This is a genomic window from Planomonospora algeriensis (assembly GCF_977012225.1).
Map to the genome: position 1 here is coordinate 13,000 of NZ_CDRNDK010000018.1, position 21,871 is coordinate 34,870.

The 21,871-nt window shown below is 71.7% G+C and carries 23 protein-coding genes, 1 tRNA gene and 1 pseudogene; 4 read left to right on the forward strand and 21 right to left on the reverse strand.

The features are described 5' to 3' along the window. Positions 1-7 precede the first annotated feature (7 nt). A complete protein-coding gene (locus ACWJ6R_RS03830) occupies positions 8-739 on the reverse strand; it encodes a hypothetical protein (protein WP_449060850.1) in 732 nt (243 codons plus the stop codon). Positions 740-789: 50 nt separating this feature from the next. Here ACWJ6R_RS03830 and ACWJ6R_RS03835 point away from each other — a divergent pair, with 50 nt between their 5' ends. Beyond that, positions 790-1,464 (forward strand): response regulator transcription factor, encoded by a 675-nt coding sequence (locus ACWJ6R_RS03835; RefSeq protein WP_449060851.1) that lies wholly within the window; start codon positions 790-792, stop codon positions 1,462-1,464. On the opposite strand, the gene ACWJ6R_RS03840 is transcribed toward ACWJ6R_RS03835, so the two are convergent. After that, complete coding sequence (locus tag ACWJ6R_RS03840) at positions 1,451-1,786, reverse strand: hypothetical protein (protein WP_449060852.1); 336 nt, start codon at positions 1,784-1,786, stop codon at positions 1,451-1,453. The genes ACWJ6R_RS03835 and ACWJ6R_RS03840 overlap by 14 nt on opposite strands. A gap of 10 nt (positions 1,787-1,796) precedes the next feature. Then, positions 1,797-2,087 carry a hypothetical protein gene (locus ACWJ6R_RS03845; protein WP_449060853.1) on the reverse strand — a complete coding sequence of 97 codons (291 nt, stop codon included), beginning with the start codon at positions 2,085-2,087 and terminating at the stop codon, positions 1,797-1,799. On the opposite strand from ACWJ6R_RS03845, the gene ACWJ6R_RS03850 reads away from it, so the two are divergent. Further along, the gene (locus ACWJ6R_RS03850; protein WP_449060871.1) at positions 2,032-2,799 is read left to right on the forward strand and encodes a sensor histidine kinase; all 768 of its coding nucleotides are present in this window, start codon (positions 2,032-2,034) and stop codon (positions 2,797-2,799) included. The two genes, ACWJ6R_RS03845 and ACWJ6R_RS03850, sit on opposite strands and share 56 nt — an antisense overlap. A gap of 80 nt (positions 2,800-2,879) precedes the next feature. Here ACWJ6R_RS03850 and ACWJ6R_RS03855 read toward each other — a convergent pair whose 3' ends face one another. The 10 genes from ACWJ6R_RS03855 to nadD all read right to left on the reverse strand — a co-directional run bounded on the left by ACWJ6R_RS03855 (position 2,880) and on the right by nadD (position 10,851). After that, positions 2,880-3,974 (reverse strand): sensor histidine kinase, encoded by a 1,095-nt coding sequence (locus tag ACWJ6R_RS03855; protein ID WP_449060854.1) that lies wholly within the window; start codon positions 3,972-3,974, stop codon positions 2,880-2,882. Positions 3,975-3,984: 10 nt separating this feature from the next. Further along, positions 3,985-4,680, reverse strand: a complete 696-nt coding sequence (locus ACWJ6R_RS03860) for a response regulator transcription factor (protein WP_449060855.1) — start codon at positions 4,678-4,680, stop codon at positions 3,985-3,987. Between the two features lie 58 nt (positions 4,681-4,738). After that, entirely contained in the window at positions 4,739-5,443 is a 705-nt protein-coding gene (locus tag ACWJ6R_RS03865) for a VanZ family protein (protein WP_449060856.1), read from the reverse strand. Positions 5,444-5,618: 175 nt separating this feature from the next. Then, positions 5,619-6,854, reverse strand: a complete 1,236-nt coding sequence (locus ACWJ6R_RS03870) for a serine hydrolase domain-containing protein (RefSeq protein WP_449060857.1) — start codon at positions 6,852-6,854, stop codon at positions 5,619-5,621. 67 nt (positions 6,855-6,921) lie between these two features. Then, complete coding sequence (locus ACWJ6R_RS03875) at positions 6,922-7,182, reverse strand: hypothetical protein (RefSeq protein WP_449060858.1); 261 nt, start codon at positions 7,180-7,182, stop codon at positions 6,922-6,924. Between the two features lie 100 nt (positions 7,183-7,282). Next, positions 7,283-7,355: transfer RNA gene (locus ACWJ6R_RS03880), tRNA-Ala, on the reverse strand. A 125-nt stretch (positions 7,356-7,480) separates the two neighbouring features. After that, positions 7,481-8,113 carry a histidine phosphatase family protein gene (locus tag ACWJ6R_RS03885; protein ID WP_449060859.1) on the reverse strand — a complete coding sequence of 211 codons (633 nt, stop codon included), beginning with the start codon at positions 8,111-8,113 and terminating at the stop codon, positions 7,481-7,483. 67 nt (positions 8,114-8,180) lie between these two features. Next, complete coding sequence (gene rsfS, locus ACWJ6R_RS03890) at positions 8,181-8,597, reverse strand: ribosome silencing factor (protein WP_068898876.1); 417 nt, start codon at positions 8,595-8,597, stop codon at positions 8,181-8,183. A gap of 246 nt (positions 8,598-8,843) precedes the next feature. After that, a complete protein-coding gene (locus tag ACWJ6R_RS03895; protein WP_449060860.1) occupies positions 8,844-9,923 on the reverse strand; it encodes a hypothetical protein in 1,080 nt (359 codons plus the stop codon). A gap of 307 nt (positions 9,924-10,230) precedes the next feature. Continuing rightward, on the reverse strand, positions 10,231-10,851 hold the full coding sequence (nadD, locus tag ACWJ6R_RS03900) for a nicotinate-nucleotide adenylyltransferase (protein ID WP_449060861.1): 621 nt from the start codon (positions 10,849-10,851) through the stop codon (positions 10,231-10,233). 74 nt (positions 10,852-10,925) lie between these two features. Between nadD and ACWJ6R_RS03905 the strand changes: the two genes are divergently transcribed. Both ACWJ6R_RS03905 and ACWJ6R_RS03910 read left to right on the forward strand, forming a co-directional pair. Continuing rightward, positions 10,926-11,951 carry a M48 family metallopeptidase gene (locus tag ACWJ6R_RS03905; RefSeq protein ID WP_449060862.1) on the forward strand — a complete coding sequence of 342 codons (1,026 nt, stop codon included), beginning with the start codon at positions 10,926-10,928 and terminating at the stop codon, positions 11,949-11,951. Positions 11,952-12,062: 111 nt separating this feature from the next. Further along, complete coding sequence (locus ACWJ6R_RS03910) at positions 12,063-12,836, forward strand: neutral zinc metallopeptidase (protein ID WP_449060863.1); 774 nt, start codon at positions 12,063-12,065, stop codon at positions 12,834-12,836. A gap of 35 nt (positions 12,837-12,871) precedes the next feature. Here the strand turns inward: ACWJ6R_RS03910 and ACWJ6R_RS03915 are convergent, their stop codons facing one another. The 8 genes and pseudogenes from ACWJ6R_RS03915 to ACWJ6R_RS03950 form a co-directional block, all read right to left on the reverse strand. Further along, the gene (locus tag ACWJ6R_RS03915; RefSeq protein ID WP_449060864.1) at positions 12,872-14,587 is read right to left on the reverse strand and encodes a protein kinase domain-containing protein; all 1,716 of its coding nucleotides are present in this window, start codon (positions 14,585-14,587) and stop codon (positions 12,872-12,874) included. Positions 14,588-14,703: 116 nt separating this feature from the next. After that, positions 14,704-14,952, reverse strand: coding sequence for a hypothetical protein (locus ACWJ6R_RS03920; protein ID WP_449060865.1), 249 nt, complete (start codon positions 14,950-14,952; stop codon positions 14,704-14,706). Between the two features lie 135 nt (positions 14,953-15,087). After that, positions 15,088-16,419, reverse strand: coding sequence for a glutamate-5-semialdehyde dehydrogenase (locus tag ACWJ6R_RS03925; RefSeq protein WP_449060866.1), 1,332 nt, complete (start codon positions 16,417-16,419; stop codon positions 15,088-15,090). Between the two features lie 17 nt (positions 16,420-16,436). Beyond that, positions 16,437-17,476, reverse strand: a pseudogene (proB, locus tag ACWJ6R_RS03930) (glutamate 5-kinase). 127 nt (positions 17,477-17,603) lie between these two features. Next, complete coding sequence (obgE, locus tag ACWJ6R_RS03935) at positions 17,604-18,956, reverse strand: GTPase ObgE (protein WP_449060867.1); 1,353 nt, start codon at positions 18,954-18,956, stop codon at positions 17,604-17,606. 119 nt (positions 18,957-19,075) lie between these two features. Then, entirely contained in the window at positions 19,076-19,333 is a 258-nt protein-coding gene (rpmA, locus tag ACWJ6R_RS03940; RefSeq protein ID WP_068898892.1) for a 50S ribosomal protein L27, read from the reverse strand. A 19-nt stretch (positions 19,334-19,352) separates the two neighbouring features. Then, complete coding sequence (gene rplU / locus ACWJ6R_RS03945; RefSeq protein WP_068898894.1) at positions 19,353-19,655, reverse strand: 50S ribosomal protein L21; 303 nt, start codon at positions 19,653-19,655, stop codon at positions 19,353-19,355. Positions 19,656-19,899: 244 nt separating this feature from the next. Beyond that, positions 19,900-21,871, reverse strand: a 1,972-nt coding sequence (locus ACWJ6R_RS03950; RefSeq protein WP_449060868.1) for an Rne/Rng family ribonuclease, incomplete at its 5' end; no start/stop codon positions are given.

The window sequence follows — 21,871 nt, forward strand, 5'->3', positions numbered from 1 at the left end:
CCCGCGGTCAGAACTCCCAGACGTCGGTGCGGTTCTCGTGCCCGATGCAGAAGGCCGACGAACCGTGCGCCCCCTGGACCAGGTCCACCCGGATCCACCCGTCGGCCTGGGAGACCTTCGTCTCATAGCCCGCGTTGGGCGCGGCGGAGACCAGCCGGCAGATCCCGTTCTCGATGACGAACGACACCGAGCCGCCCTTCACGTTCACCACTCGCACGTTCGCCTCCGAGGCCGCCTTGGCCTCGGGAGCCTTGGACGCCGGAGCCTTGGACGCCGGGGCCTTGGACGCCGGGGCCTTGGTCGCCGACGACTTGGGCGCGGACGAGGTCCGGGCGGCCGTCGGCTCGGGGGCCGGGGCTGCCTCGGTCTGCGGGCTGCCGGAGCTCTTCGGCCTGCTCGGCGAGCGGGTCGCCGGCGGAGCGGAGCCGGTGGCCCGGCTCACCGGTCCGGCGGTGCCCGTCGGCCCGGGAGTGGCCGGAGGGCGGGTCCGGTCGTGCTCCTCCGGCTCCTCGGAGCGCGCGGTCGCGACCGGCGTGCCCACACCCGCGGTCGATCCGGTGGGCGCCCCGACGGGAAGCGCAGCCGCCCCGGTCCGCCCGTTCACGGCACTGAGCGGCTCGATCCTCATGTCGTCGACGACCTCGCTGCGCAGCACGTCGCGGACACCGAACCAGGCGACCCACGTCGCCAGCACGGTGGCGCCGAGCCACACCGCGATGAATCCCAAGCTCTGCCGCATGCGGTGAATTATTACCCTAGATGCCTGTTTGTTCACTACGGTTACGCCCCATGGCGACCGTTCTCGTGGTGGAAGACGACGAGTACGTACGCTCCGCGATCATCCAGGAACTGAGCAGGCGCCGACACGCCGTGCGCAGCGCGGGGCGTGCTCTCGACGCGTTGCGGGAGATCACCCAGCATCCCCCGGACGCGGTGATCCTCGACCTCGGCCTGCCCGACCTGGACGGCTCGGAGGCGCTGAAGATGGTGCGCAGCGTCTCCAGCGTCCCGGTGATCGTGGCCACCGCCCGGGACGACGAAGCGGAGATCGTCCGCCTGCTGCAGGCCGGGGCGGACGACTACCTGGTCAAACCGTTCTCCGGGGACCATCTGAACGCCCGGCTGGAGGCGGTCCTGCGGCGCGCGCGGCCCGCCGGACCGTCGAAGGTGGTCCGCGCGGGAGGACTCGCCGTGGACCTCGACCGGCGGGAGGCCGCCGTGGACGGCGTGCCGCTCACGCTGACCCGCCGGGAGTTCGACCTGCTGGCCTACCTCGCGGCCGGCGACCGGGTCGTCTCCCGCAAGGAGCTGCTCGCCGAGGTGTGGCAGCAGTCCTACGGCGACGACCAGACCATCGACGTCCACCTGTCCTGGCTGCGCCGCAAACTCGGTGAGAGCGCCTCCGCGCCCCGCTACCTGCACACCGTGCGCGGAGTCGGCGTCATGCTGGTCACCCCGCGATGAGGCGGACCCTCGCGCTGCTCGCACTCGCCGGCGCGTCGATGATCGCCCTGGCCTTCCTCATCCCCTTGGGGATCATCGTCAAGGAGATCGCCCACACCAGGGCCATCTCCGAGGCCGAACGGCAGGCCTCGGCACTCGTCCCGGTACTGGCGATCACCCTCGACCCGAACCGGCTCCCCCACGCGCTGGCCAGCAGCGGCGCCCGGGACCGCATCGCCGTACACCTGCCGGGCGGCGGCACGGTCGGCACCGTCCGCGCACCCACCGCGACCGTGGCCGCGGTCTCCCGGCTGACCAGGGCCGACACCGTCGAGACCGGCACCGGCTATCTCCTACTGCGTCCGGTCGCCCTGGACGGCGGACGGACCGTGGTCGTCGAGGTCTTCGTGCCCGCCGAGGAGCTGACCCGGGGCGTCGCCCAGTCGTGGGCGGTGCTGGCCGGGCTCGCCGTGGTGCTGGCCGCGGGCTCGGTGCTGGTCGCCGACCGGCTGGGCGTACGCATGGTGCGGGCGCCGGCGGCTCGGCCGGGCCGCGAGCTCGCTGGGCGCCGGGGACCTCAGCGTCCGCATCCGGCCCGAGGGACCGCCCGAGCTCATCGCCGCGGCGGAGGCCTTCAACACCATGGCCGACCGGGTCGTGCAGCTGCTCGCCGCCGAACGCGAGATGGCCGCCGACCTGTCGCACCGGCTCCGCACCCCGCTGACCGCCCTGCGGCTCAGCCTCGACCACCTGGGTCCCGAGGCGGAGCCGAGCCGCCACTCCCTCAGCCGGCTGGAGTCCGAGGTCGACCAGATCATCGCGGCGGCCCGCGCCCCCTCCCGCGCCCCGGAGGTCGTCTCCTGCGACGCGGCCGAGGTGCTGCGCGAGCGGCTCACCTTCTGGTCCGCCCTCGCCGAGGACCAGCAGCGGCCGTGGGAGCTGATCGGCGCGGACGCGCCCGTCCGCGTCCCGGTCCCGGCGGCCGAGCTCAGCGCCGTCGTGGACGCCCTGCTCGGCAACGTCTTCCGGCACACCCCCCAGGGCACCGCCTTCACCGTGACCCTGCACCAGGGCTCCGGCACCGTGGGCGTGCTCATCGCCGACGCGGGACCGGGCATCCCCGACCCGGCGGCGGCGCTGCGGCGCGGGGCCAGCGGCGCGGGCTCCACCGGCCTCGGCCTGGACATCGCCCGCCGGCTCGCGGAGTCCTCGGGAGGCGACCTGAGGATCGACGCCTCATCCCTCGGCGGCGCCCGGGTCCAGCTCTGGTTCCGCACCGACGTCCGCGACCGCACGCCGCGCACCACCCGGCGCCTGGTCGGCAGCCGCTGGTCCCGCCGGAACGCCGGCGTCTGAGAACCGGGTGAGCGGAGATGGTGACCAGACCTGCTGGATCGCTGCGGTTCGATCCGAAGGAGGCCCGCTCGGGGACGAGCCTACGGCGTGCCGGGAAGCCGGACGGTGACGAGGAGACCGCCGTTGGGACGGGGTGCGAGGTCGAGGGTCCCGTCGTGAGCGCGGACGATGCTGTGCACGATGGCGAGGCCGAGGCCGGCGCCGACGTGTCCGTCGGTGCGTACGCGTTCTGTTCCGCGCTGGAAGGGTTCGGTGAGGGTCGCTACCAGGTCCGGTGAGAGCGGGCGACCCGTGTTCTCGACCCGCAGCACGCTGGTGCCGCTGTGCGCTTCGGTGTGGACCGTCACGGTGCCGCCGGTGGGAAGGTTGTGGACGATGGCGTTCTGGACGAGGTTCGTCGCCATCCGCGCCAGGAGTTCGGCGGAGCCGCTGGTCTGGGCCGCCACGCCGGTGACGTCGAGCGTGATCCGGCGCCGTTCGGCGAGGGAAAGGAGCGTTTCGGCGGCTTCTTCGGCGATCAGGGAGAGGTCGACGCCCTCGGGGGTGAAGTTTCCGCGGTCGCCGCGGCTGAGCAGCAGGAGGGCCTCGGTGAGATCGATCGCCCGCTGATTGACGGCGTGCAGGCGTTCGATGAGCTCGTCCCGGTGCCGCGCGGGGTCTTCGCGGGCGACGTCGAGGAGCGTCCGGCTGATGGCCAGCGGGGTGCGCAGTTCGTGGGAGGCGTTCGCGGCGAACCTCTGCTGCTCGGCGACGTGGGATTCGAGCTGTTCGAGCATCGAGTCGAACGCGTCGGAGAGTTCGCGGAACTCGTCCTGGCGGCCCTCCATGCGAATCCGGTGGGACAGTGATCCGTCCGCGGCCATGCGTGTGGCAGCTGTGATGCGGGTCAGCGGCGCGAGCATCCGGCCGGCGAGCATCCAGCCGCCCAGCAGGCCGAATATCAGCAGGAAGGCCAGCACTGCGGCTGCTCTCGGGGCGAAGGCGCGGAGCAGGTCGGAGCGGTTCGGCACGAACATCACGGGGAGACGGGAGCGGCCGGGGGCGGACATCTCAGGGTTGTCGATCACCTCGGGTACGTAACGCAGCAGGAAGACCCACACTGTGACGAGGAGCAAGGCGCCTGCCAGCATGACGAACCCGGCATAGCTGAGGGTCAGTTTGAGGCGGACGCTCAAACCGGGCTTCCTATCCACGGTCGCCTTCCTCACACCCGGTGCCGGGTGCTGTGTCGATGCGGTAGCCGACGCCGGGCACGGTGGCGATGAGCCATGGTTCACCGAGTCGTTTGCGCAGGGCGGAGACGGTGATGCGGACGGCGTTGGTGAGGGGGTCGGCGTTGGCGTCCCAGGCCCGCTCCAGTAGGTCTTCGGCGCTGACGACCCCGCCTTCGGCGGCGACGAGGACTTCGAGCACGGCGAACTGCTTGCGGGTGAGCGCGACGTAGCGTCCGTCGCGGAAGACCTCCCGGCGGAAGGGGTCGAGCCGCAGGTCCGCGATCTCGCGGACCGGGGGCCGGGCGTGTGCGCGTCGGCGGTCGAGCGCCCTCAGCCGCAGGACGAGTTCCCGCAGTTCGAACGGTTTGGTGAGGTAGTCGTCGGCGCCGAGCTCGAACCCGGAGGCCTTGTCGTCGATCCGGTCGGCGGCGGTGAGCATGAGGATCGGGATGCCGCTGCCGGAGGCGACGATGCGGCGGGCGATCTCGTCGCCGGAGGGGCCGGGGATGTCGCGGTCGAGGACCACGAGGTCGTAGGAGTTGACGCTGAGCAGTTCCAGGGCGCAGTCGCCGTCGCCGGCGATGTCGGCGGCGATCGCCTCCAGCCGCAGACCGTCACGGACGGCTTCGGCGAGGTAGGGCTCGTCCTCCACGATCAGTACGCGCATGCTGGAAGCCTAGGGTCGGCGCAGAATAGTGCCGACGCCGCCGCAACGGGCACGCGACTCAGCTCGCCGGTGCCGGTGCGGGGCGAGACCGGTCCGACGGCGCTTCCGCCGCAGTGCGCCACCAGCGGCGCGACGCCAGCGCGGCCAGCGCGGCGCCGGCGGCGTTGACCAGGACGTCGTCCACGGAGGACACCCGGTCCAGGCGGAAGACGTACTGTGCGGTCTCGACCAGGACCGAGCAGCCCGCCCCGAGCGCCAGGATCCGCGGCACGGACGCCAGCGCCGCGCACCGCATCGGGGCGAAGAACCCCAGCGCCGCGAAGACCAGCAGGTTGCCGCCGATGCCGATCGGCCCCATCGTGGCCAAGTCCCGCAGGGGGATCAGGCTCACCCTGCCGGGGACGACGCCGGCCCCGGCGCCCGGGATCATCGTCATCCATAGGAACGGCACCGTCCCGTAGACCATGCCCACCTCGGCCAGCGACGTCCGCCACGCCGATGCGCCGCCGACGGTACGCCGCCGGTGCGCCAGAGCCCACACCAGCAGAGCCGCCAGGGGCAGTCCGACCAGCGTCATGAGCACCACGCCGTTCTCGGTGTCGTAGCAGCCGTGCCACCGTCCGGCCATGCACTGCGGAGCGGACATCAGGAGCGGCCGGCGCAGGGCGAACGCGATGCTCGCCAGGCCGAGGACCGCCAGACCGGCGAGCACGATCCTGCGGGTGCGGCGGAGCGGTGCTGACGGGGATGTGCTCTGGTTCATGCCCCCATCAGAGACGAGGGGCCGTTGCGGCGGCGTATGCGATTTTCCATACATCCGCGATACACGGAATCCGAGCGTCGTTGCCGGGCACCTCGGCTGCGACCAAGCCCCGGAGCCGGCTGTCGACGCTGACGGGCAACCGGTCCGTGACCAGCCCTTCTGCCGCCGGATCGCCTCAGCCGCCACCCCCACCGCCGGGCGAAGCCCCGGTGACGGCCTGCGTCTCCCGCCCGATCATCTCCACCAGCGGCACGCCGTCGCAGTTGCCGAGGATGACGCCGACCCAGCCGGTGTCCGGGTAGATGCTCCAGTTGGCGCAGACGCCCGGGTTGCCACCGGCGCGCTGGATCACCCACTGGCCGCCGACGATTTCAGCCGAAGGCCCGTACGTGCCGAACGAGGCCGGGCTCAGGGGGATCTTGGCCGCGGTGAGTACGCCGGCCCAGGGCCGCTCCAGCAGCGTGCCGTCGCTCAGCGCGCGGGCGAACCGGATCAGGTCCGGTGCGGTGGCGAAGCCGCCGTCGCCGAGGGCGTCGATGAAGGCGCGGCCCGGGTTCCTGCCCCGCATGTACGGGAAAGGACTGCCCTTGTCCAGATTGCGGACCGCATCCACATGCCTGCCGTCGGCCAACGTCATGTACGGGTGCGCGATGCGTTTGTCGGTGAGCCACCGCGACCTGGTGTAGAACGCCGAACCCGTCATGCCGCAGCGCCGGAAGATGTTCTCCTCGACGTAGTCCCAATAGGACTTGCCGCTCACGGCCTCCACGATCAGCGCGGGAATGGCGGTCTCGGCACCGGCGTGAAACGCATTGGGAACTCCGGGGGTGCCCACCAGCTTCGATTGCCGCGCCCACCGCTCTCGGTACTCGTGGACCTCGTCTCGGCTCTGAAAGACCCGTTGAATGTCCTCTTCGGGGGTGTTCATCCCAGAAGTGCCGGAGAGCATGTGGTGGATGGTCACCTTCTCGGCGATGTCCTTGGCGAAGCCCTTCAGTTTCAGGTCGCCCACCGTGTCCGTCAGCTTCAGTTCCCCCTGCTGCGCCAGCTGCAGGACGGCCACCGCGTTGAACGGCTTGCCCGCCGAGCTAAGGGTGAACGCGGTGCCCTCGTGGTTGCGGATTCCCTTCTCTCTGTCGGCCATTCCGTAGCTGCGCGAAAGCACCGTCCGGCCTCGATGGGACAGCATCACCACGCCGGAGAACTTGCCCTCGGCGGCCAGCCGCGCCACATACCGGTCGTAGGCTCCGCCGGGCCGGGCGCCCAGGGGGATCCGGTCGCGCCCGGACGAGTCTGCGCGACCGATCCCAGCGCCCACCAGCGGCACGGCGGCCACCGCTCCGGCGGTCGCCAACCCGCCCCATTTGACCAGCCGCCGCCGGCCGATATCACGTGCGGCATCCGAACTCATGATCACGATCCTTTCCCTGCCGGCGAATCCGGCGCCGGCCGTGATGCGCTCTGGCTCATTCCCGCACTTAATACGCACGACCGTTGCAGTGGCGTATGCGATTTTCGATACGCCCGCGATACGCGTTCCAGGAAGACCCCTCGCCCAGCCGGTCCGGTGCGTACTTGATCTTCAGGACCTTGCGCTCGGTGACCGTCATGCCGTCGGCGAACACGGCGGGACGCGTGGCGAGATCAGTGATCAGGTCATACGGTTCATCCGGGATCTTGCCGCGCAGTTCCTCGAACACCTCCGCGGCCATCGCACCCGCTCGGAAGAGCCTGCCCATGGTCACGCCATCCGGAGAAAACGACGAGATCCCGCCCGATCGGAGTGATCGGACGGGATCTCGTCAACTATCTGCAGGCCGTCTCGAGAACGGCCCTGGGTGGAGCTATGGGGATTCGAACCCCAGACCTCCTCCATGCCATGGAGGCGCGCTACCAGCTGCGCCATAGCCCCTGGTCACCGCTCCGAGTGCTCTCGTCGCGGCGCTCCGGAAGCATATAGGGACATCGTCCCGTTCACCTAATCGACGCCCGTACGGCTCGCGCCCGTCACCCGGGGCGAGCCGTACGGCCAGGCGATCAGGTCCGCGTGGCCTCGGGGCTGTCGTCGCTCTGGACCGGCTCGGGCAGCGTCCCGGCGTTGTGCTCCATCAGGCGCCAGCCCTTGCGTCCCTCCTCCAGCACCGACCACGAGCAGTTGCCCAGGCCGCCCAATGCCGGCCAGTGCTCCTGGGGCAGGCCCATCAGCTTGGCGACGCCGAGCCTGATCGCGGCTCCGTGGGAGACCACGACCAGCAGCCCGTCGGGCTCCAGCCGGGCGGCCCAGCGGCGGACCGCGGCCGACACCCGTTCGGCGACGTCGGCGACGTCCTCTCCGCCCGGAGCCTCCCAGGCGGCGAACTCGCGGGGCCAGCCGGTGGAGATCTGCTCCCGGGTGAGCCCCTCCCACTCGCCGCCGCCGCGCTCGCGCAGGTCCTTGTCCACGGCCACGTCCAGGCCGGTGACCTCGCCCAGCGCCCTGGCGGTGTGCAGGGCGCGCTGGAGATCGGAGGAGACGATCATGTCGGGGCGCAGGTAGGCGAGCAGCCCGGCGGCACGGGCCGCCTGGGCGGCGCCGGTCTCGTCCAGCGGGATGTCGGTGTGCCCCTGGAACCGCCGCTCGACGTTCCACAGCGTCTGGCCGTGCCGCAGGCACACGACACGGCGGCTCATGCAGCCCCCCGCCGGGAGGTGTGAGCCGCCGTACGGCCGTGCTCGGCGGCGCTCGTGCGCCTCAGCCTCACAGAGCGTCCTCCGGCGCCGCCGGCCGGGCACGCTGCGCGGCGACCTGCGTCACGCTGTCCGGCAGGGCGATGGCGGGGCAGTCCTTCCAGAGGCGCTCGAGCGCGTAGAAGGTGCGGTCCTCCTCGTGCTGGACGTGCACGACGATGTCGATGAAGTCGAGCAGGACCCAGCGGCCCTCGCGCTCGCCCTCGCGGCGGACCGGCTTGACATCGGCCTCGACCCGCAGCCGCTCCTCGATCTCGTCGACGATGGCGCGGACCTGGCGGTCGTTGGTGGCGGAGCAGAGCAGGAACGCGTCGGTGATGACGAGCTGGTCGCTCACGTCATAGGCGAGGATGTCGTCGGCCAGTTTGTCGGCCGCCGCCTCGGCGGCGATCCTGACGAGCTGGACGGATCTGTCGGTTGCGGTCACGGTGTGGGTCAGTCCTCCGGTAGTCGGCGCTGTCACCCCTAAGGATGCCCGGCACGGCCCGCGGTGAAAGCGGGCAGTCAGTACAACGCCTATCGTGTGCCACCCGATTCCACACCGCAAACCGATTGCCGGGGCGGCCGGAGCGCGGACCGCGCCCGCCCGGCTCCGCCCGCGCCGGTGGGAGGCCTCCGAAGCGGCGACCGCGCCCTCCGGCGGCGGGGAAGGCGGAGACGGAGCCGAGGACGTTCAGTCCCGGTCGTTCAGGGCCGCCAGGTCGAGGACGTTGCAGACGCCCGCCGTCCTCCACTGGAGGTACCCGGCGTGGGAGATGCCCACCTCCTCCGCCTTGCCCGGGAGGCGCACCGCCGTACGCGTCCGCGCGTCGAGGAGCCAGCCGGTCCCGCCCTCGCGCCACGCCGCGAAGCGCCCGTGCCGCGAGACGGCGACGCCCCCGGCGCGCGGGCCGATGCCGGCGACGGTGCCGTCGCCGTACTCCAGGAGGTCCCGGTCCTCGTCCACCCGGGCGATGTAGGAGGCTGGATCGGGAACGCCGCGCCTGGTGCCGTCCGGGCCGTAGCGGGCCGGCGAGCCGGTGAAATCATCCGGATCAGCTGAATCCGACACAGGGACGGGAGATTTCGCGAGGAAGCCGTCGCCCTCCCAGGCGATGTCGTACAGTCCCCTCCGCCACAGCCGGGGGGCCTGGTCGCCGGGGCCCATGCGGTAGACGCCCACGTCTCCCGGGTCGCCGGAGGCGCACGCGGAGAAGTAGAGCTCTCCTCGGTGGAAAGCGAGGTCGACGGGGTACCGCCAGCCCCTCCCGCAGTACCCCGCAGGACCGCCCCAGGTGTTCATGACCTCTCGGGTCAGGCCGGTGCGGAGGTCGGTGGCCTCGAGGATCCACCCGCCCGGCTCATCGTTCCCCAGGAGCTTCACCACCCGTGTGCCGTGCGCCGCCGCGGCGACGGTGTACGACTCGCGCTCCGTGCGCTGCAGCGGCGCGCTGCGGCCGGTGGCGGGGTCGAAGAGGTCGACGTGGTCGAGGTACGGAAGCTCCCGGGAGTACTTGCGGACGACGAGCCGCCCGTCGGGAAGGGTGCCCACGACGTCACGGGACATCGCGTCCCCGGCGGGGATCCGCAGGACCGCGGCCCGGGGATGGGCCCGGGCGAAAGGCGTCTCGGCCCTCCGGACGGGAGACGGGGTGGGTGGAGGCGTCTCCGGAGGGACGCGGTACTCCGGCAGATCGGCTTCGAAGGGGGAGGGCGACGGCGGCGCGGCGGACCCGCAGGCGCAGACTCCCATGATCAGAGCGGCCGCCGTCATCGCCGCCCTCATGCGGAGACGGCGCTCCGCCCGCGTCCGCGCCGGGGCGGGACATTCCCGATCGCGGATACGGTCCGCGGCCGCAGCGCCCTCGACGCCCTGCCCGGTCTGCCGTCCAGGAGCCATCCGGACACCCCCGATCGCGCCGTTCCGAAGCACCACCCAAAACGTAGACGATCGCCACCGGGCACACGAGACGGATGTCACTCCTGGTCTGCTTCTCCGGTTTCCGCGGACCCCCGCGGCTCACGGCCGCGGCGGATCGCCTCCGGGCCCGTACCGCTCGCGATGCGCGGCGACCCCCCTGTCAGTCCTCGACCGGCCGGTACAGCCCGCGCTTGTTGATGTACTGCACGATGCCGTCGGGCACCAGGTACCAGATGGGCTCCCCCGAGGCGACCCGCTGCCTGCACTCCGACGACGAGATGGCCAGCGCCGGGATCTCCAGCAGGCTGACCCGACCCTCGGGCAGCCCGGGGTCGTGCAGGTGGTGGCCGGGCCGGGTCGCGCCGACGAAGTGCGCGATGGTGAACAGCTCGTCCACGTCCCGCCAGCTCAGGATCTGGGCGAGGGCGTCGGCGCCGGTGATGAAGTACAGCTCCGTGTCCGGGCCGTTGGCGGCGGAGATGTCCCGCAGCGTGTCGATGGTGAAGGTGGGACCCGGCCGGTCGACGTCCACCCGGCTCACGGAGAAGCGCGGGTTGGAGGCGGTCGCGATGACGGTCATCAGATAGCGGTCCTCCGGCGCCGAGACCGCCTGGTCCGCCTTCTGCCACGGCCGCCCGGTCGGCACGAAGACGACCTCGTCGAGGTCGAAGTGGTGGGCGACCTCACTGGCGGCCACCAGGTGCCCGTGGTGGATCGGGTCGAAGGTCCCGCCCATGACGCCCAGACGGCGCTTTCCATAGCCGGTGGGAGCGTTCATCATGGAATGGACCATACGCGCAAACCGTGCGGAGCTTTTGACCAGCCCCCGCGCGTGCCACGCGGGGCCGACGTAGCATGCCGGACATGACCACCACCCCGGATCGCAACCGCGTGCAGCTCCCCGGCATCAGCTCCCGCGCCTACGAACATCCCGCCGACCGGTCCGCGCTGGTCGCCCTCCGCTCGCTCAGCGGGTTCGACACGGTCCTCAAGCAGATGTCCGGACTGATCAGCGAGCGCCGCCTGCGCCTGATCTACCTCGCCTCCGCGGTGCGCACGAGCGACACCCAGTTCCGCGCCCTGCACGACATGGGCCGCGACGCCGCCTACGTGCTCGATCTCCACCGCATCCCGGAGGTCTACGTCCAGCAGAGCCCGCAGGTCCAGGCCAAGGCCATCGGCTTCGACGACCCGTTCATCGTCGTCACCACCGGCCTGCTCGACCTGATGGACGAAGAGGAGCAGCGCTTCGTCATCGGCCACGAGACCGCGCACATCCTCTCCGGCCACGCGGTCTACCGCACGATGCTGGACATCCTCACCCGGCTGGCCACCCGCGTGGCCTGGATCCCGCTCGGCTACATCGGGCTGCGCGCGATCGTGGCGGGCCTGGAGGAGTGGCACCGCAAGTCCGAGCTCTCCGCCGACCGCGGCGGCCTCCTCGTCGGCCAGGACCCCGACGCCGCCCTGCGGGCGCTGATGAAGCTCGCCGGCGGCTCGCGCCTGCACGAGATGAACATCGAGGCATTCCTCGACCAGGCCCGAGAGTACGACACGGCGGGCGACGTCCGCGACGGCCTGCTGAAGGTCCTGAACCTGCTCGGCACGACCCACCCGTTCGCGGTCTCCCGCGTCGCCGAGCTCGACAAGTGGCGCCGCGGCGGGGAGTACGACACGATCCTCGGCGGCGCCTACCCCCGCCGCGCCGACGACTCCAGCGCCAAGATCTCCGAGGAGGTCAAGGCCGCCGCCCGTTCCTACCGCGAGTCGTGGTCCCAGTCCCAGGACCCGTTCATCGGCGTCCTGCGCGACGTGGCCGAGGGCGCGGTCAACGCCGGCGAGCGGATCTTCAACCGGTTCGCCCGCCGTGACGGCAACTGAGCCGCGTCGTTTCCCTATCGTTCACAAAAGGCCCGGGAGTTCACATCCCGGGCCTTTTGTACAGGGAAACGGATTTGCGGGCAATACATGACTGCTTTACTGTTTCGCCCCATGAGAATCCGCATGATCGCCGTCCTGACCGGCGTGGCAGGTCTTCTCCTGACGGGTACGGCGCACGCCTACCCCATCAAGGACGAGGCGCTGACGAAGAACACGCTCTACACCTCCGGCCCGCTGGCCGCGGCCGAATGCGCGGAACCGGCGGTCAAGGAAGGCAGCATCGCCTCGGCCAAGAAGTACTGGACCGCGGTGCACTCCTGCCTGAACACGGTCTGGGGAGAGCACCTGAAGACGGCCGGCCTGCCGTTTGAAAAGCCCGTTCTCAAGTTCGGGCGGATCCCCAAGGGGTTCTGCGGCTACGACATCGGCAAGAGCAAGTCGATGGCGTACTACTGCGACCCCTCGAAGACGGTCCTCGTGCAGATCGGAAAGGACTGGACCGAGGACATCGACGACCTCCTCCTGCTCAACGTCGCCGCCGAGATGTACGGCCAGCACGTCCAGAACCTCGTCGGCATCCACGCCGCCTACGAGGAGGCTCCGTACGCGAACAAGAAGGAGCTGAACGAGCAGAGCCGACGCTACAACCTGCAGAGCGAGTGCCTGAGCGGCGCGTTCCTGCGGAGCGTCTGGTCCTCCCTCGACCGGCCGGCGTCGGACTGGAGGGACCTGCAGTCCATCCTGAAGAACAGCGGTGACGCCGCAGGCGAGCCCCGCACCTACGGCAAGGGCGGCAGTCACGTCTACTGGGCCAAGCGCGGTTACGCCAAGGGCGACCCCGCCTCCTGCAACACCTGGTCGGCCTCTTCCGCCAAGGTGAGCTGAGAAACATCCCGCTGAGGACCGGCGCGGACCGGTCCTCAGAGGACCAGCGCGACCACGCGCACGGCCGCCGTGCACACGGCGGCGAACCCGCCCAGCACGACCATCGCGCGCAGGCCCTCCCTGCGCAGTTCCGGGAGCCGGGAGCCGGCCCGTTCCACCTCCCGGCCGGTGATCCATCCGCAGACCACGCCGAACACGACGCCGGCGACGGCGACGGGGGCCGGGGCGGGTTGCAGCCACCATTCCGGGGGCAGCGACCCGCCCATGGCCAGCCACAGGGTGAGGGCGGCCAGGCCCCCCGCCGGGGCGCCCGGCCAGACCACGGCGGTCAGCAGCGATCCGGTGAGGGCCAGCGGGAAGCCGAGCACGCGCAGGGCTCCCCGGACTCTGGCCGACCTGCGCCTCCTGACCAGCCAGTGCCCCGCCCAGACGGCACGGGTCAGGACGACGAACAGGCCGGTGACCGCGAAGGTGGCCAGCGGCCAGATCACCGAGGTCACGACGCAGGGCACCGCCAGCACCGCGAGGACGATCAGGGTCAGGTTGCCCGCGGGCAGCGGCCCCGCCGGAGCGCCCGTCTCGGCCTCCGCCACCGGAGAGCCGTCCGCCTGCCGTCCCCTGCCCGCTCCGGGAGCCGTCCGTCCCACCGGGAGCCGGCGGCCCGGCTTCGCGTTCTCCCCCGTGACCGGGCGCGCGCCGCGCGGCGTCCCCGCGCTCCTCAGCGCGGTCCTCATCCGGGGCTCGGGGCCCACCTGGGCGGAACCCGCCCGCTCCGAACCCGCCCGCTCCGACCCGGTCCTCTCCTGACCTGCTCGCAGCGCACCCGGCTGCTCCGTACCCGGCGGCTTCGTCCCCGGGGGCTTCGTTCCCGGGGGCTTCGTGCCCGCCCGGCGAGGACCGGTGCCGCCCCGCACGGGCGGCTCCGGCGCCCCCGCGGACACCGGCTCCGCGAAGGCGGCACGCGCCAGCCGGGACAGCCTGCCCGCGAGGAGGGCCGCCGTGGGCCGCTTGGCGGCCTCGCGGTGGAGGGCCGCGCGGATCAACGGGAGGAGGGCCGCGGGGACACCGGCCAGATCCGCCTGCCCGTTGAGGATGGCGTACATCTGCGCCTCGACCGTGCCCCGGCCGAAGGTGGGGCGGCCGGTCGCGGCGAAGGCGACCGTCGCCGCCCACGCGTGGACGTCGGCGGGCTCCCCGACCGGCTCGTCCGCGAAGAGCTCGGGAGCGGCGTAGCCCGGAGTGCCGAGGAAGGTGCCGGTCATGGTGAGCCGGGTGGCGTCCAAGACCTGGGCGATGCCGAAGTCGATGAGCACGGGCTCGCCCGAAGCGCTGAGCAGGACGTTGGCCGGCTTGAGGTCACGGTGGACGACCCCCGCCGCGTGGATGATCGCCAGGGCCGTGGCCAGGCCGTGCGCCAGGCCGATCAGGTCGGCGCCCTCCAGGGGGCCGTCGCGCCGTACCCGGTCCAGGAGGGTGTCGCCCTCGATGTACTCCATGACCAGGTAGGGCCGGTCGCCGTCCAGGTCGGCGTCGAGCACCCGGGCGACGTAGGGGCTCTCCACCCGCCGGAGCGCGCGGACCTCGCGCTCCAGGCGTATGCCGGCCTCCGAGTCGGCGTCCACCGCGTCATGGAGCATCTTGAGCGCGGCCTTCTCCCCACGCCGGGAGGTGGCGAGGTAGACCTCGCCCATGCCGCCCCTGCCGAGGCGATCCACCAGCGTGTACGGGCCGACGCGCCCGAGCCTGCCCACCCGCCCTCCACCCATAGGAGACCACACCATAGCGGGCGGGCACGACGATTCTCCGGCGACTCGCCGGAGCCGGAAGGATCAGCGTGGCGGGAACCGGCGGCGGAGGAGGCCTCGGCTCACGACCGGCCGGCGTACTCGCGCCGGTCCGCGGCCCCGTGCCCTCCGGCGGGCTCCCACTCGCCGCCGTACTCGTCTCGCCGGTCGGGGACGAGCAGGCTCTCCAGTTCGGCCACGGGCTCGGCCGACAGGTCCAGGCGGCCCTTCCGCCGCCAGTTCACGTGTCCCCGGCTCTCCAGGAACAGCATCAGACGGTCGACGCCGAACAGCACGGCGCCCACGAAGACGATCCCGATCACGGTCTGCATGGGGGCCAATCCAACCATCCATGCCCGCCGCGGAGCGCATCGACACGTTCACACACCGCGACTTTCGATGCCCTTCACCGAACCATGACGGAACCCGCGGGACCCCACCGGACCTGCGGGCTCCGCCGCGCCGTCCTACCGGGACTCGCCCGGGCAGGAGGCGATGACCGTCCCCGAGGAGGTGCGCAGATGGCCCTCGCCGGTGTAGACCCACTTGGTGGAGGTCAGCTCCGGCAACCCCATCGGGCCGCGGGCGTGCAGCTTCTGGGTGGAGATGCCGATCTCCGCGCCGAAGCCGAACTCGCCGCCGTCGGTGAACCGGGTCGAGGCGTTGACCGCCACGGCCGCGGAGTCGACGAGCGCGACGAACCTGCGGGAGGCGGTGACCGACCGGGTGACGATCGCCTCGGTGTGGGCGGAGCCGTACCTCCTGATGTGCGCGACCGCGTCCTCCAGCGAGTCGACCACCGCGGCGGCGATGTCCAGCGAGAGGTACTCCGCGCGGAAGTCCTCCTCACCGGCCGGGACCACCGCGTCGCCGTACGCGGCGATCCGCTCGTCGCCGTGGACCGTCACTCCGGCCTCGGCCAGCGCGGCCAGGGCGCGCGGCACGAAGGCGTCGGCGACGGCGGCGTGCACCAGGAACGTCTCGGCGGCGTTGCAGACCGAGGGCCGCTGCGCCTTGGCGTTGAGCAGGATCTCGACCGCCAGGTCGAGGTCGGCGTCGGCGTCGACGTAGACGTGGCAGTTGCCCGTGCCGGTCTCGATGACCGGGACCGTCGACTCCTGCACCACCGACTCGATCAGCGAGGCGCCGCCGCGCGGGATCAGCACGTCGACCAGCCCGCGGGCCTTCATCAGCGCCTTGACCGAGTCGCGGGTCACCCCGGGCACCAGCTGCACGGCTCCCGCCGGGACCTCCGTGCCCGCCAGCGCCTCCTGCATGACCCGCACGAGCACCGTGTTGGACTCGTACGCGCTGGAGGAGCCGCGCAGCAGGGTGGCGTTCCCGCTCTTGAGGCAGAGCGCGGCCGCGTCGACCGTGACGTTGGGGCGGCCCTCGTAGATGATGCCGACCACGCCGAGCGGCACCCGGAGCTGGCGCAGCTCCAGCCCGTTGGGCAGCGTGCTCCCCCGGACGACCTCGCCCACCGGGTCGGGCAGGTCGGCGACCTGCCGCACGGCGTCGGCGACGGCCTCGATCCGGGCGGCGTCCAGGCTGAGCCGGTCGACCATGTACTCGGAGGTGCCGTTCTCGCGGGCGCGGGCCACGTCGATCGCGTTGGCCTCGATGATCTCGGCGGAGCGGGCCACCAGCGCGTCGGCGATCGCCCGCAGCGCCGCGTCCTTCGGCGCCCGCGGCAGCGGGGCCAGCTCGGTGGCGGCCTCCTTCGCCGCCAGGGCCACCTTCAGGAAATCTTCGGAGACCTCGGAAGCGGTCGTGAGGTCTCCCGACGACGCAGACATGTCGCACTCCATGGGAACTAGTGGGTGGGCTCCAGTATGACGATGTCGTCACGGTGGATCAGTTCGCGTTCATATTCCGGACCGAGGCTGCTGGCCAGCTCCCGGGTGGAGCGGCCGAGCAGGTCGGGGATCTCAGCGGCGTCGAAGTTGACCAGCCCCCGGGCCACGACCCCGCCCAGCGGCCCGCACAGGTCCACCGGGTCCCCCGCCGCGAAGTCGCCCTCGACCCCGGTGACCCCGGCGGGCAGCAGCGACTTGCGGCGCCGACGACCGCCTCGACCGCCCCCGGGTCCAGGTGGAGGCGGCCGCGGCCGGTGGCGGCGTGGGCCAGCCAGAGCAGCCGCGTGCCCGGGTGGCGTCCCGCCGGGTGGAAGTAGGTGCCGATGTCGGCCCCGGCGAGGGCCTGGGCGGCGTGCGCGGCGGCGGTGAGCACCACGGGCACACCGGCGCCGGTGGCGATCCTGGCCGCCTGCACCTTGGTGACCATCCCCCCGGTGCCGACCGCGCCGCCCCCGCCGAGCTCGACCCCGTCCAGGTCCTCGGGGCCGCGCACGTCGGTCAGCCGCCGCGAGCCCGCCTTGCGGGGGTCGCCGTCGTAGAGCGCGTCCACGTCCGAGAGCAGCACGAGGGCGTCGGCACGGGTCAGATGGGCCACCAGCGCGGCGAGCCGGTCGTTGTCGCCGAAGCGGATCTCGTCGGTGGCGACGGTGTCGTTCTCGTTGACGATCGGGACGATGTCGAGCTCCAGCAGGCGGCCGAGCGTGCGCTGGGCGTTGGCGTGGTGCGCGCGGCGCATCATGTCGTCGGCCGTCAGCAGCACCTGGCCGACGCGCAGGCCGTACCGGGCGAAGGAGGAGGTGTAGCGGGCCACCAGCACGCCCTGGCCGACCGAGGCCGCGGCCTGCTGGGTGGCCAGGTCGCGGGGGCGCGCGGCCAGGCCCAGCGGGCCGAGCCCGGCCGCGATCGCGCCGGAGGAGACCAGCACGATCTGGGTGCCGGCCCTCCGCCGCGCGGCGAGCACGTCGACCAGGGCGTCCACCCGGTCCACGTCGATCATCCCCTGCGGGGTGGTGAGCGAGGACGAACCCACTTTCACGACGAGGCGTGCTGCCGTACGGATCCGATCGCGCGCAGGGGTCACGACGCGTGCCTTTCTTCAGGAGCAGGTGAGAGGAGGAAGCCGGTCAGCCGAGCCGGTTGTCGGTGCCGCGCGGGCCCTGGTGCACCGCCTCGGCGTTGAGGGTGGGCTGCCAGTCGAAGATGTAGCCGTTCTCCATGGAGCCGATGACGACCTCGGCGCCGGCCTTGGCGCCGGCCTTGAGGAGCTCCTCCTCGACGCCGAGCCGCTCCAGCCGGTCGGCGAGGTAGCCGACGGCCTCGTCGTTGGTGAAGTCCGTCTGGCGGATCCACCGCTCCGGCTTGACCCCGGTGACCTGGAAGGTGTTCTCGTCGACCCGGCGCACGGCGAACCCGGCGTCACCGAGCTGCCGGGGCTTGATGACCAGGCGGGTCGGCTCGGTCACCGGGACGGCCGCGCGGGCGGCGGCGACCATCTCGCCCATGGCGAAGGTCAGCTCGCGCAGTCCCTCGTGGGTCGCGGCGGAGATCGCGAAGACCCGCATGCCGCGCTCCTCCAGCATCGGCCGGACGATCTCGACCAGCTCGCGCGCGTCGGGCACGTCGGTCTTGTTCAGCACGGCCAGGCGCGGGCGGTCCTCCAGCTTGCCGTACGCGGCCAGCTCGGCCTCGATCGCCTCGTAGTCGCTGATCGGGTCCCGGCCCGGCTCCATCGTCGCGCAGTCGATCACGTGCACGAGCGTGCTGCACCGCTCGACGTGACGCAGGAACTCGTGGCCGAGGCCCTTGCCCTCGGAGGCGCCGGGGATCAGGCCGGGCACGTCGGCGACGGTGAAGACCGTCTCCCCCGCGGTGACCACGCCGAGGTTGGGCACCAGCGTGGTGAACGGGTAGTCGGCGATCTTCGGCCGGGCCGCGCTCAGCGCCGCGATGAGGGAGGACTTGCCCGCACTGGGGAAGCCGACCAGCGCCACGTCCGCGACGCTCTTCATCTCCAGCATCACGTCGAGCTCGTCACCTGGCTCGCCGAGCAGCGCGAAGCCGGGGGCCTTGCGCTTGGCGGAGGCCAGCGCCGCGTTGCCCAGGCCGCCGTGGCCGCCCTCGGCCACGACGTAGCGGGTGCCCGCGCCGACCAGGTCGACGAGCACCTCGCCGGTGACGGCGTTCTTCACCACGGTCCCGTCCGGGACCGGCAGGATGACGTCGGCCCCGTTGGCACCGTCGCGGTTGGAGCCCGAGCCCTGCTTGCCGTTGTCGGCCTTGCGGTGCGGGCGGCGGTGGTAGTCCAGCAGGGTGGCGGTGTTCGCGTCCACCTCCAGGATCACGTCGCCGCCGCGGCCGCCGTTGCCGCCGTCGGGGCCGCCCAGCGGCTTGAACTTCTCCCGATGCACAGAGGCGCAGCCATGTCCCCCGTCACCGGCCTTGATGTGCAGGACCACCTGGTCCACAAAGTCCGGCATGTCTGCTCTCCTACCCCCATCTTCGGGACCCGCTGTCGGGAACGCCCCGTTTCGCAACACGAACAGGGGTGGACCGCTGAACGCGATCCACCCCTGCCCTAACGTCTGTCGGTGCGGATCTACTCCGCGACCGGGACGATGTTCACCGCGCGGCGACCGCGCTTGAAGCCGAACTGCACGTGGCCCGCGGCCAGCGCGAACAGCGTGTCGTCGCCACCGCGACCGACGTTGTCGCCCGGGTGGAAGTGGGTGCCACGCTGGCGGACGATGATCTCACCGGCGTTGACCAGCTGGCCGCCGAAGCGCTTCACACCGAGCCGCTGGGCGTTCGAGTCACGGCCGTTCCGAGTGGACGACGCGCCCTTCTTGTGTGCCATCTCGCAAAACTCCCGAAACTCAGGCCTGGTCGATGCCAGTGATCTTCACCTGGGTGTACCGCTGGCGGTGACCCTGGCGCTTCTTGTAACCGGTCTTGTTCTTGTACTTCAGAATCCGGATCTTCGGACCCTTGGTCTCGCCGAGGATCTCGGCGGCGACCGTGAACCTGCCCGCCTCGGTGGTCACGTCGCCGTCGTTGACGACGAGCACCGTCGGCAGCGTAACCGTGGAACCGACCTCGCCGGCGACCTTGTCCACCTCGAGGACGTCACCGACGGAGACCTTCTGCTGCCTGCCGCCGCAACGAACGATCGCGTACACCGCGGAACCCTTCTTCTGCCTACTTGCTCGCTGGATGCTGCGCCCCGCATCCGGCTGTGGTCACCGAAATTGGACCGACGAACCGGGTAGGCGCGCGAACAGGGCGCGCCACTAGCGCACCGATTCACCAGGGTACCGGACTGCGGTGCCCTGGTCGAACCGGGCGGAACGTCGGGTTGCCGGCGCGGCATGGCGCGCCGGCGGTCACCGGACCGATGGGTCCCCCGCCTGGGGCGGGCTGGACCTAGTCGGCCGGCTTGGCCTTGCGGGAGCGTCGCCGCCCCCTTCCGGCAGCCTGTACGGCTTGCGTGTCCTCATCCGGGACATCGTCAAGCGCATCGGTCACCGTATCACGCCCGGACTGCTCACTGGCCGCGACCGCGCTTCCGGCGTCCTTGGCCAGCTTCTCCGCGACGGCCTTCTCCACCGCCATCTTGCCCTGGGTGCCGCGCGGCTCGGACTTGCCCTCGACCGGCTCGGCCGAGATGTGCAGGCCCCGGCCGTTGCAGCACTCGCAGACGGTGGAGAACGCCTCCAGGAGGCCCTGGCCGACGCGCTTGCGCGTCATCTGGACCAGTCCCAGGGACGTCACCTCGGCGACCTGGTGCTTGGTCCGGTCGCGGGCCAGGCACTCCAGCAGCCGCCGCAGCACCAGGTCCCGGTTGCTCTCCAGCACCATGTCGATGAAGTCGATGACGATGATGCCGCCGATGTCCCGGAGCCTGAGCTGGCGGACGATCTCCTCGGCCGCCTCCAGGTTGTTGCGGGTGACGGTCTCCTCGAGGTTCCCGCCCTGCCCGGTGAACTTGCCGGTGTTGACGTCGACGACGGTCATCGCCTCGGTCCGGTCGATCACCAGCGAACCGCCGCTGGGCAGCCAGACCTTGCGCTCCATCGCCTTGGCGATCTGCTCGTCGATCCGGTACGCCGCGAAGACGTCGCCGTTCTCGTCCCACTTCGTCAGCCGGTCGGCCAGGTGCGGGGCCACGTAGCGGACGTACTCGTCCACCGTGTCCCACACCTCGCCCGCCACGACCAGCGAGGTGAAGTCCTCGTTGAACACGTCCCGGACCACCCGGACGGTCAGGTCCGGCTCCGAGGAGAGCAGCTCCGGCGCGCTGGCCGACTTGGCCTTGCGCTGGATGTTCTCCCACTGGGCCGAGAGCCTGGCCACGTCGCGGCCGAGCTCCTCCTCCGAGGCGCCCTCGGCGGCCGTGCGGACGATCACACCGGCGTTCTCCGGCATGACCTTCTTGAGGATGCCCTTGAGCCGGGTCCGCTCCTTGTCGGGGAGCTTGCGGCTGATGCCGGTCATCGAGCCGTCGGGCACGTAGACCAGGTAGCGGCCGGGCAGGCTGATCTGCGACGTCAGGCGGGCGCCCTTGTGGCCCATCGGGTCCTTGGTGACCTGCACCAGGACGGGCTGGCCCGACTTGAGCGCCACCTCGATGCGCTTGGGCTGGCCCTCCAGCCCGGCGGTGTCGAAGTTGACCTCGCCGGCGTACAGCACCGCGTTGCGGCCCTTGCCGATGTCGACGAAGGCCGCCTCCATGCTCGGCAGGACGTTCTGCACCTTGCCGAGGTAGACGTTGCCCACGTAGGACTGGCTCGCCTCGCGGTTGACGTAGTGCTCGACGAGGACGTCGTCCTCCAGCACCGCGATCTGGGTCCGGTCGCCGGTGCGGCGGACCACCATCACCCGCTCGACGGCCTCCCGGCGGGCCAGGAACTCCGACTCGGTGATGATCGGCGGGCGCCTGCGGCCGAGCTCCCGGCCCTCCCTGCGGCGCTGCTTCTTGGCCTCCAGGCGGGTCGAGCCCCGCACGCTCTGCACCTCGTCCATGGCGCTGCCGCGCCCGGCACGGGGCGCGCGGATGCGCACCACGGTGTTCGGCGGGACCTCCTGGACGTCCTCCGCCTCCTCGGAGCCCCTGCGGCGGCGACGGCGGCGGCGGCGCGAGGTGCCGCCCTCCTCCGTCTCGGCCTCCTCCCGCTCGGCCTCGGCCGGCCCGGCGGCGGTCTCGTCCGCGCCCTGCTCGGAGTCGCCGTTCTCGGCCTCCTCCTGCTCGCGCGTCTTCCCGCGCCCGCGGCCGCCCTGCGGCGGCGGCGACGGCGACCGGCGGCCTCGTCGTCGCCTCTTCCTCCTCGGCCTCCTCGCCCTCTTCCTCCTCGGGCTCCTCCTCGATCCCGGCGGGCTCGAACGGCTGCACCGGGGC